The sequence below is a fragment of the Cellulophaga omnivescoria genome (assembly GCF_001999725.1).
Taxonomy (GTDB): Bacteria; Bacteroidota; Bacteroidia; order Flavobacteriales; family Flavobacteriaceae; genus Cellulophaga; species Cellulophaga omnivescoria.
Genome location: NZ_MDDP01000020.1, coordinates 23222 through 43489, shown reverse-complemented (window position 1 = coordinate 43489; position 20268 = coordinate 23222). Strand labels below are relative to the sequence as shown.

The 20268-nt window shown below is 31.8% G+C and carries 20 protein-coding genes; 12 read left to right on the top strand and 8 right to left on the bottom strand.

Annotation, left to right across the window (positions count from 1 at the left end; translation table 11 throughout):
• The 4 genes from BFJ87_RS10705 to BFJ87_RS10690 all read left to right on the top strand — a co-directional run.
• Positions 1–915, top strand: a 915-nt coding sequence (locus BFJ87_RS10705) for a hypothetical protein (protein WP_077404060.1), incomplete at its 5' end; no start/stop codon positions are given.
• Between the two features lie 200 nt (positions 916–1115).
• The gene (locus BFJ87_RS10700) at positions 1116–1427 is read left to right on the top strand and encodes a T9SS type A sorting domain-containing protein (RefSeq protein ID WP_077404048.1); all 312 of its coding nucleotides are present in this window, start codon (positions 1116–1118) and stop codon (positions 1425–1427) included.
• A gap of 164 nt (positions 1428–1591) precedes the next feature.
• A complete protein-coding gene (locus BFJ87_RS10695) occupies positions 1592–1924 on the top strand; it encodes a T9SS type A sorting domain-containing protein (protein ID WP_077404045.1) in 333 nt (110 codons plus the stop codon).
• Between the two features lie 102 nt (positions 1925–2026).
• Positions 2027–3004, top strand: coding sequence for a LuxE/PaaK family acyltransferase (locus BFJ87_RS10690; protein ID WP_077404057.1), 978 nt, complete (start codon positions 2027–2029; stop codon positions 3002–3004).
• A gap of 1 nt (position 3005) precedes the next feature.
• Here the strand turns inward: BFJ87_RS10690 and BFJ87_RS10685 are convergent, their stop codons facing one another.
• On the bottom strand, positions 3006–3545 hold the full coding sequence (locus BFJ87_RS10685; protein WP_139344234.1) for a hypothetical protein: 540 nt from the start codon (positions 3543–3545) through the stop codon (positions 3006–3008).
• A 52-nt stretch (positions 3546–3597) separates the two neighbouring features.
• Complete coding sequence (locus BFJ87_RS10680; protein WP_077404039.1) at positions 3598–4161, bottom strand: DNA-3-methyladenine glycosylase I; 564 nt, start codon at positions 4159–4161, stop codon at positions 3598–3600.
• Positions 4162–4313: 152 nt separating this feature from the next.
• Here BFJ87_RS10680 and BFJ87_RS10675 point away from each other — a divergent pair, with 152 nt between their 5' ends.
• The 5 genes from BFJ87_RS10675 (at position 4314) to BFJ87_RS10655 (ending at position 11439) form a co-directional block, all read left to right on the top strand.
• Complete coding sequence (locus tag BFJ87_RS10675; protein WP_077404036.1) at positions 4314–4952, top strand: hypothetical protein; 639 nt, start codon at positions 4314–4316, stop codon at positions 4950–4952.
• A 458-nt stretch (positions 4953–5410) separates the two neighbouring features.
• Positions 5411–6028: a sensor histidine kinase gene (locus BFJ87_RS16895; RefSeq protein ID WP_171974502.1), complete on the top strand. Its 618-nt coding sequence runs from the start codon at positions 5411–5413 to the stop codon at positions 6026–6028.
• Positions 6018–6722, top strand: a complete 705-nt coding sequence (locus BFJ87_RS10665; protein WP_077404030.1) for a LytR/AlgR family response regulator transcription factor — start codon at positions 6018–6020, stop codon at positions 6720–6722. The genes BFJ87_RS16895 and BFJ87_RS10665 overlap by 11 nt, the downstream gene beginning before the upstream one ends.
• 128 nt (positions 6723–6850) lie before the next feature.
• Positions 6851–10012: a TonB-dependent receptor gene (locus tag BFJ87_RS10660; RefSeq protein ID WP_077404027.1), complete on the top strand. Its 3162-nt coding sequence runs from the start codon at positions 6851–6853 to the stop codon at positions 10010–10012.
• 74 nt (positions 10013–10086) lie between these two features.
• Positions 10087–11439: an alkaline phosphatase family protein gene (locus BFJ87_RS10655; protein WP_077404024.1), complete on the top strand. Its 1353-nt coding sequence runs from the start codon at positions 10087–10089 to the stop codon at positions 11437–11439.
• Here BFJ87_RS10655 and BFJ87_RS10650 read toward each other — a convergent pair.
• Positions 11409–12050, bottom strand: a complete 642-nt coding sequence (locus BFJ87_RS10650; protein ID WP_077404021.1) for a Crp/Fnr family transcriptional regulator — start codon at positions 12048–12050, stop codon at positions 11409–11411. The two genes, BFJ87_RS10655 and BFJ87_RS10650, sit on opposite strands and share 31 nt — an antisense overlap.
• A 234-nt stretch (positions 12051–12284) precedes the next feature.
• Here BFJ87_RS10650 and BFJ87_RS10645 point away from each other — a divergent pair, with 234 nt between their 5' ends.
• Entirely contained in the window at positions 12285–12914 is a 630-nt protein-coding gene (locus tag BFJ87_RS10645; RefSeq protein WP_077404018.1) for a thioredoxin family protein, read from the top strand.
• On the opposite strand, the gene BFJ87_RS10640 is transcribed toward BFJ87_RS10645, so the two are convergent.
• The 5 genes from BFJ87_RS10640 to BFJ87_RS10620 form a co-directional block, all read right to left on the bottom strand.
• Positions 12897–13571: a hypothetical protein gene (locus BFJ87_RS10640; RefSeq protein WP_245799625.1), complete on the bottom strand. Its 675-nt coding sequence runs from the start codon at positions 13569–13571 to the stop codon at positions 12897–12899. The genes BFJ87_RS10645 and BFJ87_RS10640 overlap by 18 nt on opposite strands.
• A 110-nt stretch (positions 13572–13681) precedes the next feature.
• Positions 13682–14392: a tRNA pseudouridine(55) synthase TruB gene (gene truB / locus BFJ87_RS10635; protein ID WP_077404012.1), complete on the bottom strand. Its 711-nt coding sequence runs from the start codon at positions 14390–14392 to the stop codon at positions 13682–13684.
• A 12-nt stretch (positions 14393–14404) separates the two neighbouring features.
• On the bottom strand, positions 14405–15190 hold the full coding sequence (locus BFJ87_RS10630; protein ID WP_013620481.1) for an undecaprenyl-diphosphate phosphatase: 786 nt from the start codon (positions 15188–15190) through the stop codon (positions 14405–14407).
• A gap of 3 nt (positions 15191–15193) precedes the next feature.
• A complete protein-coding gene (locus tag BFJ87_RS10625; RefSeq protein ID WP_077404009.1) occupies positions 15194–15460 on the bottom strand; it encodes a DUF3098 domain-containing protein in 267 nt (88 codons plus the stop codon).
• A 44-nt stretch (positions 15461–15504) separates the two neighbouring features.
• Positions 15505–16383: a cell division protein FtsX gene (locus BFJ87_RS10620; protein WP_077404006.1), complete on the bottom strand. Its 879-nt coding sequence runs from the start codon at positions 16381–16383 to the stop codon at positions 15505–15507.
• 160 nt (positions 16384–16543) lie between these two features.
• Here BFJ87_RS10620 and BFJ87_RS10615 point away from each other — a divergent pair, with 160 nt between their 5' ends.
• Positions 16544–17101 (top strand): porin family protein, encoded by a 558-nt coding sequence (locus BFJ87_RS10615; RefSeq protein ID WP_077404004.1) that lies wholly within the window; start codon positions 16544–16546, stop codon positions 17099–17101.
• Between the two features lie 125 nt (positions 17102–17226).
• Positions 17227–20241, top strand: coding sequence for a leucine--tRNA ligase (locus BFJ87_RS10610; protein WP_077404000.1), 3015 nt, complete (start codon positions 17227–17229; stop codon positions 20239–20241).
• Positions 20242–20268: the final 27 nt, after the last annotated feature.

The window sequence follows — 20268 nt, the reverse complement described above, 5'->3', positions numbered from 1 at the left end:
TTTCTATCTGGTACTTTCATTGTGTCTATCGTACAAAATAGCTCTTACATAGCTGTTGCAAACGGTTGTAAAAGTTTTATTAATGGTACTTCTATTCATACTGTTGTTATGACTTCTGGTGAGGCTTCACCTGCTCCTGGTGACTGGGGTGGTTTAGTTGTGTGTGGTAAAGCACCAACAAACAAGGGTACTGCTGTTACTTCTGAAGTTGCAGATTTAACTTATGGTGGTACGGTTGCAGATGATAATTCTGGTTCTATAACATACTTACGTTTAGAGTATACTGGTGCTACTTTTACAAACTCTAAAGAGTTTAACGGTTTATCATTATTTGGTGTTGGTTCTGAAACTACTGTAGAGTATGTTCAATCTTACAACGGTAACGATGATGGTATTGAGTTCTTTGGTGGTACTGTTACTGGTAAATACTTAGTATCTACTAACTCTGGTGATGATGGTATTGATTTTGCTGACGGCTGGAATGGTAACGGAGAATTTTGGTACATCTCTGGTGCTGCTTTTGCTGGTATAGAAGGTTCTAACCTTGCAGAAGAGCCAGCTGGTGTAGATCCTGTAACTACAACAACATTAAGTAATATTACAGTTGTTGGTCCTGTTTCAGAAGGTGCACTTTACTACAAAGAAGGTGGTGGAAAATTCACAATTGACAACTTCTACACTTCTGGAATTGATTTAGGTGTTAAAGTAAAAAGTACGGATGCTCCTGCAGCAACAAGAATTGAAGCTGGTGATTTAGTTATTACTAACATCCAATTTGACGCTAAAGCAACTGGTTTTGTTGAAACTGATTATGCTGGTGCTAAGCAAGACTTCTACACAGAAGGTACTGCAACTGGTGCTGGTAATGGTGCTGCTACGCCTGACTGGGCTACTGGTTGGACAGTTGGTTTATAAGCCATAAAAAATAATTTATAAAAGACCGCCTAAACTAAGTTTAGGCGGTTTTTTTATGCTCCAAAATCACCTTATTAATTATGATGTTTTTTCTTTCTTTTGTTAAAGTTTTTTCTTTTTATCGAAAATGTTAAATTTATTGCAACGTAAAAAGTAACTCTTTAGTATATTTGTAGTATATTTATTGCATACAGCTATATATGAAACACTTATACCTTGTCTTATTTTTTGCATTTTCTACTGTGGTTGCCTTTGGGCAAGACGCTAAAAATGGCTCTGATATAGAAGGTCTAAAGCTTTATCCAAACCCAGTAACTAATGGAAAAATATACATTAGCACTAAGAAAAATGCTCCAAAAAAAATATTAATTTTTGATGTTTTAGGTAACAAAGCGCTAGAAACCAAATTAATTGGCAAAGAGTTAAATTTATCTAATTTAGATGCTGGCGTTTACGTTATTCGTGTTTTTGAAAAAGATAAGGTTGCCACTCGTAAACTAATTATTAAGTAATTATTTGTTGCAGTTCATCCGAGCAACGTATTTTTTAAAATTTTATTTCTTAACAACTTAAAAAAGGCGATTTAACCTACAATAAATCACTTTTCACAACATTAAATATTTTTAAGGAGTTACTTAACATACATTTACAGAGCTAATCCCAAATCAGCAAAAAAATGAAGAAAATCTACATTTTGTTTTTAATGACATTTTGCTTGCTAGTTTCTGCCCAAGAAAAGGCAGCTAACTTTCCTATGCAAAATAGCAATATTCCCCAAATTGCAGATTTTAAACTATACCCTAATCCGGTAGCAGACAGAACCGTTTACATTACAACTAAAGAAAACAGAGCTAAAGACATTGTTGTTTATAACATTTTTGGTGAAGTTGTTTTAAAACAGCGCTTAATTGCAAAACAATTAAATATCTCTAAGTTAATTCCTGGAATGTATTTAATGCAAGTAACAGAAAATAAAAAAACAGTAACACGCAAATTAGTCGTGAAATAAAAATAAAACCCAAACAACCACATAAAGGCCCTAACAATATGTTAGGGCTTTTTGTTTTATACAACTAAGTTGTTGCTTACTTTTGCAGTATTATTTATTACAATGAATACAGAGGCTATTTTTACTACAAAAACCGAAGAAGATTTTAATACAACTGCATTAGAAGTATTTAAATTTCAGTACAACAATAATTTAGTCTATCAGGAATTTTGTAATCATCTACACAAAGATTGTAGCAACGTAATTAATTACACAGATATTCCTTTTTTACCCATTCAATTTTTTAAAACAAAAAAGGTTCTTATAAAAAATACCAAACCACAAATAACATTTAGCAGTAGCGGTACAACGGGTACAGTTACCAGTAAGCACCATGTTGCTAGTGTACAAATATATATAGATAGCTACCTTAAGGGCTTTAAACATTTTTATGGAGATATAAAAGAATATTGTGTTTTAGCGCTATTGCCATCATATTTAGAGCGCACAGGTTCTTCATTAATATATATGGCAGATGACCTTATTAAAAAAAGTGGACACCCAGATAGTGGTTTTTACCTCAACAATATTGATGCCTTAGTTAAAAAATTAGAATTTTTAGAGGAAAAAGGCCAAAAGGTACTTCTAATTGGTGTTTCTTTTGCTTTGTTAGATGTTGCTGAACAATACAAACTACACCTTAAAAACACCATTATTATGGAAACTGGCGGTATGAAAGGTAGAAGAAAAGAACTAATTAGGGAAGAACTACACCAAGAGTTAAAAAATGGGTTTGGTGTTACAGAAATACATTCTGAGTACGGAATGACCGAGTTACTATCACAAGGTTATTCTAAAGGAAACGGTATTTTTAACACACCACCTTGGATGAAAATTTTAACTAGAGATCCTGAAGATCCCTTAACTCTACAAAAAAACGGCAAAACAGGTGGTATTAATGTAATTGACCTAGCCAATGTAAACTCTTGTGCTTTTATTGCTACTCAAGACCTAGGTAAAGTACACCCAAACCAAAGCTTTGAAATTATTGGCAGGTTTGACAATTCTGATATTAGAGGTTGTAATTTACTGGTTTTGTAAATTAATATAAAACCCTGTCAAAATTAGCTGGCAGCATATTTCTTTCTTTTACAAAAGATCCTGATGCCGTAAACCAGAATTCTTTTAGAACTTTTTTACCATCTTTTCTCCCCTTAACAATAAGTCTGTATTGCATATTAGGCTCCATTAAATTCATAAATGCACTTTTAAGTACAGAAGCTTCATCCTCTCTAGATTCTACCGGATATTGCTGATACATTCTTATAATTTTAAATTTATCATAAGAGTATACCAATTGGTTATTTATAGCTGTAAAAGCTTCAAACGGAAAATCTACCTGCTTTATTCTAAACCCAATATTTTGTAAATCTCCATTGTTAGAATACTGCATTTGGTAGTGGAGCTTAACCTTTTTAAACTTGGTAGTATACACAACTTCTTGCGGACCAACTTCCTTATAGTATTTTATTTTTTTTACATCATTACCCAACAATTCTTTAGTATAACTAATTTCTGGGAACTGAGATTTTAAAATTCTGTGTTCCCTTTCTATTTTATTTTGCGCTACAATTGTTATCACACAGAAAAAAAATAGAACAACAGAGAAACCAATCTTTTTTAATTTAAACATACTATACTTCATTATATCTAAAACAACTAATTTCATGATCATTAACCATACCTGTTGCCTGCATAAACGCATAAACAACCGTACTACCTACAAATTTAAATCCTCTTTTTTTTAAGTCTTTACTAATTGCGTCAGACAAAGGCGTGTTTGCAGGTGCTTCTTTATAATTAATTAACGCATTTTTTATTGGCTTGTTGTTTACAAAGCTCCATATGTAGGCACTAAAACTACCAAACTCTTTTTGTATTTTAATATAAGCAACTGCGTTGGTTATAGCAGAGTTCACTTTTAGCTTATTTCTAATAATACCTGCATCTTGTAGCAAAGCATCTATTTTACCTTGTTTGTAATTTGCAATTTTTTTATAATCAAAATTATCAAAGGCTTTTTTAAAATTTTCACGCTTACGTAAAATTGTTATCCAACTTAACCCAGCCTGAAAAGTTTCTAAAATTAAAAACTCAAATAACAAATTATCATCCTTTACAGGAGTCCCCCACTCTTCATCATGATATGCCTCATACAAATCATCTCCCACACACCAACCGCATCTGTGTTTTTCCATAATTTTAATTAGTTATATATTTTAAAGGTATGTAAGTTTAGTAAAAGTTCTGTTATTTAATTTGTTTGGCATTAGTTAAGTCTTGTTTATCGAAACGAGTTGTTATTAATTGTATCTTCTTTTTATTTAGCATAAAATCCAAAACAACTATTATGCAAAGTAAAAAATTTTTAATTATTTTATCATTGGTTTTATTCAATTCTTGTATTATAAAATCTATACATCCTTTTTATATTTCTGAAGCTGTTACTTTTGAAAAATCTTTTATTGGAATATGGAACGACACTAAGAATGGGAAATGGGAAATCATAGCATTAAAGTCGGAATTTGAAAAAGATAAAGAACCTAAATCACAGGAAGACTTAAAAATATATAATAAATACAAAAATGGATATTTTATTAAGTATACTGAAAATAATAAAGAAGCATCATTTATTGGAATAACTTTTAAAATTAATAAGGAGCTTTTTATTGACTTTAATCTACTTGAATATAACAATGAAAAATTAAATAGTCTTGCAAAACTTTCCGTAATTGAAACCCATACTGTAGCAAAAGTTGACATACAGAAAAATGGAAATATTAATATAAAATGGATAGATGAAGATGTAATAACAGATCTTTTAGAAAAAGAACAATTACACCTTAAGCATGAAAAAATTGGTATTCAAGAAAACCTTATTTTAACAGGATCATCTGACCAATTGTTTAAATTTTTGAAAAAATATTCGGAATCAGATATCAAAGACAAGTGGAAAACTAGTAATGAGTGTGTTCTTAAAAAAGAATAATGAGTATTTATAGCACCAATTTTATACGTATAAAGAATCATAACCCATTGTTATTTAATATAGTGGTTTGGGTATTGTGCTATAGTATATTGATTTTTATTTTCAGTAAAGGAAATTTGCCTATAAAAATAGATTTTATTTACAGCTTTGGTTTTCTAGTGTCGGTAGCTATTCCTAGCTTAATAAACTTATACCTGTTAATTCCTTTTTTCTTAAAAAAAGAAAAGTATCTCTATTTCTTTTTACTTTTTGCACTAATTATATTTTTGTTTGCAAAACTTAACACTCTTTTTTTAGAGTCTATATTAGATTACTTTTTTCCCTCTTATTTTTTTATTTCTTATGATACTAAAATAGGCGTTACCAGTATTTTCTTTATCATATTAGCAACCACAACATCACTAAAACTATCTGAAGATTGGTTTTACTTTAATAAGCAACTAAATAAACGTTTGTTAATGAAAAATAATCATATACAAATGCAACTTACTTCATTAAGATCTCAAATTAATCCACATTTTTTATTTAATTCTTTAAATGTTATATACGCATTAGCTTTAGATAAAAAAGATGAAACACAAGACGCCATAATACAATTATCAGATATTTTAAGATATGTTATTTATGACTCTAGTTCAAAAAAAAATTCTTTACAAGATGAAATTACATTAATTAAAAACTATATAAACTTTAATAAATTAAGAACTCAAAACATTAAAAATGTAAAATTGCATATAAATGTAGAAGATAATAACTTTATGCTATATCCAATGTTGCTACTACCACTAGTAGAAAATAGCTTTAAACACAGTGTTACAAATAACACTAACAACTCATTTATTAACATACAACTTAAACAAAAAAAAGGAGTTTTTGAATTTTACATTGAAAATAATAAATCAACAAAAGAAGAGTCTATACCCAACAAATATTCTGGTATTGGCTTAAAAAACATTAAAGACAGCTTAAAGTTAATTTATCCAGAGGAACATAAGTTTATTATAACTGAAAATGAAAAAATTTTTAAAGTAAGCTTATCACTAACTACTTCTAAACCAGAAACTAATGAGTATTAAATGTTTAATTATTGATGACGAACCATCCTCACAACAAGTTTTAAAAAAGTATATAAACAATATAAATTTTTTGGAACTTATTAGCGTATGTAATAATGCAAACCAGGCAATAGAAGAGCTAAAAATTAACTCTAACATAGACTTATTATTTTTAGATATTAATATGCCATTAATATCTGGGTTAACTTTTTACAAATCATTACAAAACCCACCTAAAGTTATTTTTACAACAGCTTATTCTGATTATGCCATAGATGGTTTTGAGCTTAATGCCACAGATTACTTGCTAAAACCTTTTTCTTTTGATAGATTTTTAACTGCCGTTAACAAGCTAGATATTAAAAAAAACAAAATAGCAATTAATGATTTTATTATTATTAAATCTAACAAAGTATTACATAAAGTACTCCCTTACAATATTATTTTTATTGAAGCATCTGGAGACTATGTTAAAGTACATTTAGAAAAAGAATGCATTGTTACAAATATGACTTTCACAAATTTTATAGAGTCACTACCAACTAACTTATTTATAAGAACACATAAATCATATGCCATTAATTTAGACGTAATTAAAAGTATATCTGGCAACCAAATTATTACAGATAATCACAAAATACCCATAGGACAAAAATACAAGGCTAGTTTTTTTGAGTTTTTAGAAAAAACCTCTAAATCATCTGTTATCAGTTAGCTAAAAGTCTTCCTATATTACTAAAATTTAAAGTTAAAGTTAAGTCTATCTTTAATGTTAAAAACTAACATTTTTCAGTTTGTTGCTGCCACTACTTTTGCAGCCAATTAAATAACAAACTATAAAAAATGGAAACAAAATACAAGAATTACTTACGGGTAATAGCTTTATTTATTTTACTAGGAACCTCACTTAACTCCTATGCACAAGCAACAAATGCAACTATTAAGGGCTCTGTAAAAGATAATATTGGAGAACCTCTTATGGGCGCAGAAATTGTGATAAAAGATATTTCTACAGGCTTTATATCTGGTACATTAACAAATGAAAATGGCGATTTTAAATTTCAACAACTCCCATTAGGTGGGCCATATAAGGTTACGGCAAAATACCTAGGTTTTTCAGAATCTGTTAGAGAAGGCATTATGCTTAATTTAAGTGATGCAGTTACTATTAATTTTGAACTGCAAGAATCTTCTACAACATTAAATGAAGTTGTAGTATCATCTAACAGTTTATCTAAAAGAATTGAACAAATTGGTGCCTCTACTAAAATTGGCGCAACGCAAATTAAAAAACTTGCTACAGAAGGAAGAAACTTTACTGGCTTAACTAGTTTATCTCCACTGCAAGGTGGCGGTAGCTATAATTTAAGCGGACAAAGAGGGACATCTACCAATGTAACTATTGATGGTACTAATGCTAGAAACCAACTAACTGCTGGCGATATTGGTAGCGGACCATACACAATATCACAAGAAGCTATTAGAGAATTTGAAGTTTCTACTAATGATTATAATGTTACACAAGGTAGGCAAGCCGGAGGATCTATTTCTGCTGTAACCAAATCTGGTACTAATGAATTTAAAGGTAGCACTTTCTTTTACCACAGAGCAGATGGCCTACAAAGTAAATACAACATTCAAGGTCAAGAGCGTACTGCAGATTTTTACAATTCTCAGTATGGTGTTAGCTTAGGCGGACCTATAATTAAAGACAAGCTTCATTTTTTTGCTGTTTACGAAAGGCAAGATGCCGGAGAACCTAGGTATATTGCAGATATACAAAGCACAGATGACGAAAATAGATTAGGAATAACACAAGACAATTTAGACCGCTACTTAAGTATTGGTAGAAACTCTTATGGCTTGGGTGACCAACAACAAATTGGTCAGTTTGATCGTGAAACGGAAGCAAACAACCTTTTTATTCGTTTAGATTGGCAAATAAATGATAAGCACAGACTTACACTACGTAACTTATATAACAAATGGGACAATCCTTTTAGTGTTAGTGATAACTCTAGCATAGAATTAGCAGAAACATATTCAGATTTTGCATCTAAAGAAAATAGCACTATGCTTTCTTTACGCTCTATGTTTAGTCCTACTGTAACTAACGAGTTTAAGTTTCAGTACCAGCACGCAGAAAGAGCTTATACACCTAGCTCACAACTGCCATCATCTAATATACCAAGAGCAATAGTGCAAGTTACTTCCGTTTTACCAAACGGTAATAACAGTACTAAAAGTGTACAATTAGGTGGGCAACGTTATTCTCCAGAAACTAATGTAGAAAACCAAATACAGTTTACAAATACTACCTACATTAATACTGATAATGCAAACTTTACCTTTGGTACAGATAATATGATTACTTCTTTAGAGACATTACTTTCTAATGAGCAAAATGGTCGTTTTTATTTTGATTCTTTAGATGATTTTGAGAACTTAACTCCGTCTAGATATGCTAGAGAAGTACCTTTACAAGGTTTACCTATTGTTAAACAAACCGTTTTAGATTTATCTTTATTTGCTCAAGTAGATTTTGATATTACTCCAGATTTAAATTTAGTAGCTGGTGTACGTTGGGATGCAACAAAGTTTTTAGACGCAGCAGAATACAATCCGGTAGTAGACCAAGAACTAGGTATACGCACAGATGAAAAGTTAGATGATTACAATAACATACAGCCTAGATTTCAGCTTACATACAACTTAAAAGGAGAAAATAAAGATGTATTTAAATTAGGAGGAGGCGTTTTTTCTGCTCAACCTCACTACTACGCACAAGTAAACAACATTCAAAATAGTGGCACACTATTAGGCGCTATAGATGTTACGGGCAGCAATGTTCCTACGCCAGATTTTCCATCGTATAGAAACAACCCTAATACCGTACCTGGTGTACCTGCTGGTGTTACTCCTTTTTCTACAATAAATGCTGTGGGTAAAGATTTTGAAGTACCAACAACATACAAAGCTAACTTAAGCTATACTCACTTTTTTAGTAGCAAATACAGTCTTGGTTTTAATGCTTTGTTTAGTCATACCAAAAACAACTACACATACCAAGAAGCCAACTTAGTTAAAGAGCCTTATTTTGTTACAGAACAAGGTAGAGAGGTTTTTGTACCTGCAAATACAATTACAGAAAACGGATCTACAGACTGGAAAAACTCTAGAATATCTGACCAAGTTGGTAGAACTTTGGTAATGACTTCTGATGGTGTTTTAGACAACCTTGCTTTTGTATTAGAGGGATCTGCGCAAATTGGTAAAGATGGTTACGTAAACGCAAGTGTTACTTTTAACAGATCTAAAGACAACTCTTCTTACAACTGTTGTGTTGCTAATACCTCTACTTTTTTACCAGTATCTGGAGACCCTAGAGATTTAAATTATGGTTTTGCAGATAACCATTTTGATACTAAATTGGTTGTAAACGGTGCTACACCTACCTGGAAAGGTTTTACATTAGGTGCAAAAGTAATTGGCCAAGGAGGTACTAGATACACTTTTAAAGTAAACAGCAATACTAGTGCTAACGGCGACTTTAACTTAAGTAATGATGTTGCTTACATTTTTGACCCAAATGACCCAAGCACTCCTCAATCTATTATAGACAGCTATAACCAAATATTAAACGACCCAGAAACTCCAGATGGTTTTAAAGAATACCTTAAAGATAGTTATGGTAGTTTTGCTGAGCGTAATGGTGGAAAAAATCCTTTTTCTGCTGTAGTAGATTTAAGATTGCAAAAGCGTTTTGAAACTAAAAACAAAAAACAAGGATTAGAACTATCTATGGATATTTTCAACTTTGCCAATATGCTAAATAAAGATTGGGGACAGTCTCACAACTTTGGAAATAGAAATTTAATGAGAATAACTGGTTTTGATCAAACAAACCAAAACTATAATTATTCTGTACAAACTTCTAGCGGAACAGAACCTATAAACGGAACTCCTTGGAGATTACAATTAGGAGCTAGATATACTTTTAATTAAGAATTTTAATTTTTGTTTAATAGTGGAAGGGTTTGCTGATTAAACGAAGCAAACCCTTCATTTTAAAAAATGATATGAAAAAAATTATATACATACTAAGCCTTATAATTACTGCTCATATTTGCGAGGCTCAAGAAAAGCAAATTACAGAACATGTAATCTTAATTTCTGTAGATGGTTTTAGACCAGACTTTTATTTAGAAGAAAAATGGCCTGCTCCCAACCTAAAAAAAATGGTTAAAGAAGGGGTTTCTGCTAAAGGAGTTAGAGGTATTTTTCCTTCTGTAACATACCCATCGCACACTACATTAATTACGGGTGCTTACCCAAAAGAACACGGTATTTACTACAATAGTCCTTTTGAAGATAAAGGGCAAACTGGCCGTTGGTACTGGGAAAACAACCTTATAAAAACAAAAACACTGTGGACCGCTGTTAAAGAAGCTAACAAAACAAGCGCTAGCTTTCTTTGGCCTGTATCTGTAGGCGCAGATATAAACTATAACATACCAGAATACTGGTATTTAAAAGGAGATTACGGGAGTATTAAACCTATGCGCGATTTTGAAACTCCTAAAGGTTTTTTAGCTGAAATGGAAGAAGAAGTATTAGGAAAATTAAATAAGAATACATTTAATGGCAATTATTTAAACAGAGAAGATAGAATTGGAGAGATGGCTGCTTATACACTTGAAAAATATAAGCCAAACTTTATTTCTATTCATTTATTTGCTGTAGATCATTTTCAGCACGAGCAAGGCAGAGATGGCGAAAAAGTATACACTTCTATTGCAGCAGTAGATAGGGCTATTGGTAAAATTATGGAAGCCTCTAAAAGAGCGGGCATAGAAAATAAAACAACATTTATAATTACTGGTGACCACGGTTTTGTAGATATACATTCTGCTTTAAACCCCAACATTTGGTTGGTAGAAGAAGGTTTAATGGAAGATAAAAAAGATAGAGGAAATTGGAAAGCTGCTTTTCATACATCCGGAGCTTCTGCTTTTTTGATGGTAAAGGATAAAAAAGACAAAAAAACTATTAAAAAAGTCCGCAACAAACTAAATAATTTACCTGATAATATTAAAAAATTATTTAGAGTGGTTAACAGAGAAGAATTAGATAAAATTGGTGCAGATCCAAATGCTGTATTGGCTTTAGCTCCAATACCTGGCATTGCTATGTCTTCTAGAACTAATGGTAACATACTATCTCCTAGAAAAGGTGGCACACACGGTTTTTTTCCAGATTTTAAAGAAATAGAAACTGGTTTTGTTGCTTTTGGAGCAGGTATTAATAAAGGTAAAACTATAGAGAAAATGGGGCTAGAAGATGTGGCTCCTGTAATTAGCCAGTTACTTAAACTAAATTTTACCGCAAAAGACGGTATTCTTTACCCTGGAATTTTATCTAAAGTAAACTGATTATTTTTTAAAGCATTAGCAATAGTTTGACGGGTGGCCCCAATAAGGTCACCCTTATCTTTTTGGGTTAATAAACAATGTATATTATGTACTTTACCCTTAACATCTAAAACATCTATAGTATAAACTGTTTTTAAAAAATTTAATTTACCTATAATAGATCGCTCATTTACTTTACATAACTTTTTTTCTGCTAGGCACCATCTTTTGGTTAAGTAAGCAAAAAACCATTCGGCAGCTTCTGGGTTTTTCTTAACTTCATTTTTAAAAAAGTTTAAATCATAACACCTAACTTTTACATCAACTAAAGTTTTTGCAAATTCAGAAAACTGACCGTTTAAGTACTTTAAATTCCCAAAAAAGTCACCTGTATGCACAATATCATAAGCATACTCATCTCCTTTTTCAGAATACCCTCCTAACTTAACTGCTCCAAAAACAATTTCATAAATGTAATTTTCAACTATAGGCGGCTGATATATGTAAGTATTTTTATCGTAAACAATTTCCGTAACAAAATTTTTCAGCGTATCATCTCCAATTTCCTCTCTTAAAAATTCATATAACAAAAATTTTTTTTGACTTCTAAAATCTGGACGTAAAACCTGCATAAAATTCTATTTATTTTACTAAAAGTCAAATCTATTTTTTCTATGTTAGAAATCTATTATTTAAAGTTTAAGTTTATCTCACATTGTTAACTAAATGTAATGTATAACTGTTAAACTTGTCTTAATAGTGCTAATTGTAAGTTTCTAAAACTTTACACTACCAATATGACGATTATCAGCTTATATAAATAGTTTCTATATTATTTTTGAATAAAAAAAGTAAAGCGTTTAGTTATGAATTCTACAAATACAAAAAACAATACTGTAACTGCATTAATTACCAAGGCAATTTCTACTGCAATGCCTTATACTACATACAGAGAACTTATGCATAATTTGGTTACCAGCAACAAGTCTACCGGTGTTGTACAAACAGATGCTTTGGCAAATTATACTATGCTTAATGATAAGCGTATGAAGCGTTTAGAAAAAACCACTAAATTAACAGATGACACCATAACCAAAATTAAACAAAGTAGTACTAAAATTACCTGGCTTGTACTTACAGAAAGTTGGTGCGGAGATGCTGCACAATCTATGCCCATAATGCAAAAAATTGCAGAACAAAATTCTAATATTGATGTAAAAGTGATTTTAAGAGATGAAAATTTAGACCTTATGAATCATTTTTTATACAACAACACATTATCTATACCAAGGCTTATTGCTTTTAATGAAGAAACACAAAAAGTTATTGGAGATTGGGGTCCTAGACCAAGCACACTTACCAAAATTGTTGAAAATTTTAAAGCCAAAAACGGTAGCTTAACACCAGAATTTAAACAAGAATTACAAGTCTGGTACAATAAAGATAAAGGTTTAAATACTATTGAAGACCTACTACAATTACTTACCTTGAAATAGGTAAGTAATTGTTCCTTTTTGCTTTTCTTTAGAGGAATTGCTAAACTTAGATTGTAATGCATACTCTATGGCATTATCTACCAAACAACCGTTACTGGTACCAGAACTTTTTTTATTAAATTCTGCATCTATTACATTACCTAAATTATCTACAACAATATTAATTACTACCTTACCTCCTTCTATACAAGTGTACGTTGGCGGTGGCAAGTCATAAGCACTTCGTTTTACTAAAGAAAAGGATATAGACGTTTTACGTTTTGCTAAGTTATGAGAAACCTCATCTTTTTTTGCGTCTTTTTCTCCTAATTTTTGCTTGGCCTCTTGGCGCTTTTTTGCTAATTCTTTTAAACTGGCTGCGTAGCCATTTTCAGAGCTTATTAATTTTGAATTTGGATCACTTTCTGCATCAGATTTTGCCTCTTCCATTAATTCTTCTAGCGTTTTTAAAGGCTCTGGATTACCATAAGTTGGTTTTGCCTTTTCATTATACGCCATATGGCTTTTTATTTCTTGCTGTTGGGTAGGTTGCTGTTCTTCTTTCTGCATCTCCTCTAACTCCTCATCTTCTTCTAGCATTGCTAGTTCTACCACATACTCTTCCTCTTCTTTTGCCCCTAAATGTATATTGTATAAGGACAATATAACAATAGACATAGAAAAGAATGTGATTAAAAATGATAAGTATCTACTATCTTTAAACATATAACTAATAACCTTGTTTTTATAAAAATATTTTATTCTTAATCAAAAAAGGTGTTTTATTACTACTCTTTAGGTTTTGGCATACCCAATACTGTGGTATGAAAATCTGCAGGAGTTATTGCATTATCTACGTTAAAATCACCTATTTTGGTTCTTCTTAGGGCAGACAAATATGCGCCACTTTGCAATGCTTTACCAAAATCGTTAGCTAAAGAGCGTATGTAAGTTCCTTTACTACACACTACCCTAAATTCTATTTCTGGTAAATTTATTTTTGTAATTTCAAACTCAGTAATTTCTATTTCTCTAGATTTTACTTCTACTGCTTGCCCTTCTCTAGCGTACTCGTACAAGCGTTTACCATCTTTTTTTAATGCCGAAAAAACTGGTGGTACCTGCTGTATTTTTCCAATAAAATTAGTAGTCGCGGCGTGTATTTGCTCTTCAGTTATATGTTCTGTTGGGTACGTCTCTTCTACTGTGGTTTCCATATCATAAGACGGTGTGGTTGCCCCAATAGTTATGGTTCCTGTGTATTCTTTTATTTGGCCTTGTAGTGTAGGTATTTTTTTTGTGAATTTACCTGTACAAATAATTAATAATCCTGTAGCTAAAGGATCTAAAGTACCTGCGTGGCCAATTTTAATTTTCTTTAAATCAAATTTTCTGCGAATACCCCATTTTAAAGCGTTTACTGCCTGAAAAGATGACCAAGTTAGTGGTTTATCTATTAATAATATCTGTCCTTCTAAAAATTCTTCTTTGCTTGTCACGCTACAAAAAAATTAAATTATTATTAGCGGGTGTACAAAGTAGTGAATTGCCAATATTGCCAACCCAACAACAATACGGTAGTAACCAAACATTTTAAAACCGTGTTTGCTTAAATAACCTATAAATGTTTTAATAGCTAATAAGGCAACCAAAAAACCTACCACATTACCAATAATTAATAAGTTAATTTGCTCTCCTGTTAACGTATACCCTAGCTTGTAAAAGTCGTAACTCTTTTTTAAAGTTGCACCTAACATTGTAGGTACTGCTAAAAAAAAACTAAACTCTGCTGCCACAGTTCTAGATAGTTTTTGAGACATACCACCAACAATACTTGCACCACTTCTGCTAACACCAGGTATCATAGCCAAGCACTGAAAGAAACCAATTTTTAATGCTGTTAAATAAGTAATTTCTTTTTCTTCTGAGTCCGCAAACCAATGGTCTACACGTAATAAAATTACACCACCTATTACTAAGGATATTGCTACCGTAAGTGGGTTTTCTAATAAAGAGTCTATAACGTCACTTAACAACAAGCCTAAAACAACAGCAGGTATAAATGCTACCAATAGTTTTAAATAAAAATCTACACTCTGAAAAAAGCGTTTAAAGTAAAGCACAACCACAGAGAGTATAGTACCTAATTGTATAACTATGGTAAATAATTTTGTAAATTCTTCTTGAGCTATGCCAAAAAAGGAAGACACTATAATCATATGCCCTGTAGATGATACTGGTAAATACTCCGTTATACCTTCTACAATTGCTAAAATAATTGCTTGTAATATGTCCAAAATTTAGTTTTTCTTCTTGTGCGGATTTAACAAAATGGCATACACCTCTATACCTAAACCTATTAGCACCAAAGTTGGCGCAAGGCGAATTCTTCTAAAATTATATATTTCAGGATTAAAAACATTAGGATCATCACTACCACCTCCACTCATTAATACAAAACCAAGTGTAAGAAAAGCAAGACCAATAGCCATAAAAATGTAATTCTTTTTCTGAAAAATAAATTCCTTTTTAGTACTTTCCCCTGTGGTGTTATTATTTTTTTTCATTTTGTAAAAAATTTAATCCTTGTATAATTTTTAACAGTGCAAATCTAATAATATAAATCGTCTGTCCTAAGATTTAAGAAACGTTGTGTAGCTAAAAATGTACTTATAAACGAAATTAATACGCCTAAAACAAAAATTGCAGCAAATAACAGCCCTAAAGTTGTTGGATCTTCAAACAAAGTAAGTTCTGGAAAAAAATCGTTTACGTAATAAATAGTTACAGCCAAACCTATCATTGCAATAAAGGCTCCTAACATACCTAATTTTATATTTGTCCATAAAAAAGGTCTGCGTATAAAACGCTTTGTTGCACCAACCATTTGCATTGTTTTAATAATAAAACGTTTAGAGTATATAGATAAGCGTATAGAACTGTTAATTAACAAAAATGCAATAAATGCAAATATGCCACTAGCTACCAAAATCCATAAACTAATTTTTTTTACATTATCATTTAATAAAGATATCAGAGGCTTGTCATAACTTACTTCTTCTACATAATCTTTTGCTTGTATATTTTCTGCTATTTCTTCAATTTGCGTTGGCGATACAAAGTCTGCTTTTAATTGTACATCAATAGAGTTTTTTAAAGGATTATACCCTAAAAACTCTATAAAATTTTCTCCAATAGCTTCTGTATGCTGTTCTGCGGCTTCTTCTTTTGACACAAAAATGGCTTGCTTAGTATAGTCTGCCATAGCTAAACTTTTTTGCAATTGGTCTATTTCTACTTGTTTTGCATCGTCTTTTAAAAATACAGACACTGTTATCTGTTCTTTAAAATGATCTGCCATTTTTTTTGTATTTAACACCAACAAACCAAGTGCTCCTAGCAAAAATAAAACTAGAGCAATACTAATTACTACAGAAAAATAAGAGGAAATTAATTTCCTTTTTTGGTAACGTTCAAAAGATTTACTCATAACTTATAACAATACGTAAAAATAGTAAAGTAATTTGTAATAATACATTTTAAAGGTATTTGTAATTAGTAATCTACAAAAAACAAGAATAAGCTTATTGTAAATTAACACTTTTTGGCATAGTAGTTGTAAAATCCTACAAAACAAAAAACATATAATTATGAAAAAAACTACCTTTTTACTTTTAGCAGCTCTTTTTGTTTATAGCAGTAATGCCATTGCTCAAAAAATAAATTATGGCGCAAAAGCAGGTTTAAATGTTTCTAATTTGTACGGCAACAATCAAGACAAAAATAGCCTTGTTACTTTTCACGCTGGTTTCTTTACTCAAATCGAAATTTCAGAAAAGCTAAATATTCAACCAGAGCTACTGTACTCTAGGCAAGGTGCAGATTTAAACAGTCTGTACAAAGCAAAATTAGACTACATATCTATTCCTATTCAATTTAAATACAACGTATTACCTAAGTTCTTTTTACAAGCTGGTCCGCAAGTTTCTTTTTTAGTATCCGATAAAGCAATTTTTTATGATGACAATATTGGTACTTTAGATACAGATGCTAAAAGTGTAGATTTTGGTTTTAATACCGGGTTTGGACTCCATTTAGCTGATGGTATTTTTACTGAAGCCAGGTATAATTTTGGTATTAGTACCGTTGCAGAAAACCCAGATATTAAAAACGGCGTTCTACAAATATCATTAGGCTATATCTTTTAAAAAAGACCATTAAACACCTTGCATTGCAGGGTGTTTAAGTTTTTACACACTAGTAAAAGCAATAGTAGGCTGTTTGGCTTGTAATTCTTAAATTTGCCCCATTCTAAATAGCAGAAGACAAGCATATGAACTACGATTTTAAAGAAATTGAAGCCAAGTGGCAAAAATATTGGGCAGAAAACCAAACTTTTAAAGCAGAAAATAATTCTGATAAAGAAAAATTTTATGTTTTAGATATGTTCCCTTACCCTTCTGGTGCTGGGTTACACGTTGGACACCCACTTGGGTATATTGCCAGTGATATTTATGCTCGTTATAAAAGACACCAAGGGTTTAACGTTTTACACCCAATGGGATACGATTCTTTTGGCTTACCAGCAGAACAGTATGCTATACAAACGGGGCAACATCCTGCAATTACTACCAAAACTAATATAAACAGGTACAGAGAACAACTAGATAAAATTGGTTTTTCTTTTGACTGGAGTCGTGAAGTACGTACCTCTAATCCTGATTATTACAAATGGACACAGTGGATCTTTATTCAGCTATTTAATTCTTGGTACAATAACAACACCAATAAGGCTGAAGATATTTCTACCTTAATTCAGATTTTTGAAAAAGAAGGAAACGCAACCGTAAATGCTGTTTCTGATGATGATATTAGTGTTTTTACTGCTGATGAATGGAACGCATTTAACACTAAAAAACAACAAGAAATTTTATTACAATACAGACTAACATACTTAGCAGAAACCGAAGTAAACTGGTGTCCTGCTTTAGGAACTGTATTAGCTAATGACGAGATTATAAACGGAGTATCAGAACGTGGCGGACATCCTGTTATTCGTAAAAAAATGACGCAGTGGAGTATGCGTATTTCTGCTTACGCACAACGTTTATTAGATGATTTAAATACCATAGACTGGCCACAACCTTTAAAAGACTCACAAACCAACTGGATTGGAAGAAGTCAAGGTGCTTCTGTTACTTTTAATGTCCTTGCGAGCGAAGCGAAGCAATCTCATCAAATAGACGTTTTTACAACAAGACCAGATACTATTTTTGGTGTTAGTTTTATGACTCTTGCTCCAGAACATGAGCTAGTAGCAACCATTACTACTCCAGAACAAAAAGCAGAGGTAGATGCCTACATACAAGCCACTGCAAAACGTAGTGAGCGCGAGCGTATGGCAGATGTAAAAACTATTTCTGGTGCATTTACTGGTGCTTACGCAGAGCACCCTTTTACAAAAAAACCTATTCCTATTTGGATTGGCGACTACGTATTAGCTGGCTACGGTACCGGAGCAGTTATGGCAGTACCTTGTGGTGACCAGCGCGACTATGATTTTGCTAAACATTTTAATATTGATATCCCTAATGTTTTTGAAGGTGTAGATATTTCTGAAGAAGCTTATGTAGATAAAGAAAAAACCATCATTGCAAACTCAGACTTTTTAAACGGGTTACCGTACAAAAAAGCAATGAAACTAGCCATTTACGAGCTAGAAAAAATAGGTCACGGTAAAGGTAAAATTAATTACCGCCTGCGCGATGCTGTTTTTAGCAGACAACGTTACTGGGGAGAACCTTTTCCTGTGTATTATGTAGATGGTATGCCACAAATGATAGATGCCAAACATTTACCTATTACATTACCAGAGGTAGAAAAATACTTACCAACCGAAACTGGCGAACCACCACTAGGTAATGCTAACGTTTGGGCTTGGTGTACCAAAGAAAATAAAGTTGTAGACAATAGTGAAATAAACAACGAGACTGTATTTCCGTTAGAGTTAAATACAATGCCAGGTTGGGCAGGTAGTAGTTTTTACTTTAACCGCTATATGGATCCTAATAATACAGATGCCATATTTTCTGATGATGCAATTAACTACTGGCAAGATGTAGATTTATACATTGGTGGTAGCGAGCACGCAACCGGACACTTATTATATGCACGTTTTTGGCAGAAATTTTTGTTTGATAAAGGTGTAGTTCCTAAAAATGAGTTTGCTAAAAAACTGATTAACCAAGGAATGATTACAGGTACAAGTGCTTTTGCTTATAGACTTTTAATGTCCTGGTGCAATGTTGATTTTTCAGATCACGAGCACTTTCACTCTGGAGAGTATTTTACAAATGAACTTTTTATTTCAAAAAAGTTGTGGGATAATATACCAGATAATCGTGTTAAGGAAAATGAGGAAGAGTGGAATAATTATGTTGAAAAAATGATAAAACCCGTCTTGGATATTCCTTTCAATAAATTAAAGTTGATAGTTTTAGAGTTGAATTCTATACACGTGGATATTTCAATCGTAAACTCTTCAAATGAAATAATAATTGGGGAATGGAAAGATAAAAATCCAATTTATAAAGAAGCTGTTTTTCTGGATGATAATGGAAATGTAATGAAGAATAGTGATTCATACATTGTTGGTCGTGAAGTAGAAAAAATGTCTAAATCTAAATATAATGTGGTTAGTCCAGATAGTATTTGTGAAGAATATGGTGCAGATAGCTTGCGTTTGTACGAGATGTTTTTAGGCCCACTAGAGCAATCTAAACCTTGGAACACTGCTGGTATTACAGGTACACACGGGTTCTTAAAAAAATTATGGCGTTTATATTTAGATGATAATGGCGCTAAATTTACAGATGCTGCACCAACTAAAGACAATTTAAAAACATTACACAAAACCATTAAAAAGGTTGCAGAAGATATAGAGAACTTTTCTTTTAACACATCGGTCTCTACTTTTATGATATGTGTAAACGAGTTGTCTAGTCAAAAATGTACTAGCAAAGAAATTTTAGAAGCCTTAGCCATTTTAGTTTCTCCGTATGCACCACATATAGCAGAAGAGTTATGGCAGCAATTAGGACACAGCACTTCTATTGCTACAGCTCCTTTTCCTAAATTTGATGCATCGCACCTTGTAGAAAGCAGTAAAGAATATCCTGTTTCTTTTAATGGTAAAATGAGATTTAAACTAGAGTTACCATTAGATATGTCTAAAGATGAAATTGAAGCCACTGTAATGGCACATGAAAAAACTATAGCTCAATTACAAGGTCGCGAACCTAAAAAAGTAATTATAGTTCCAGGAAAAATTATAAACATTGTAGGGTAAAAATCAAAATAAAACACTTTATTTATC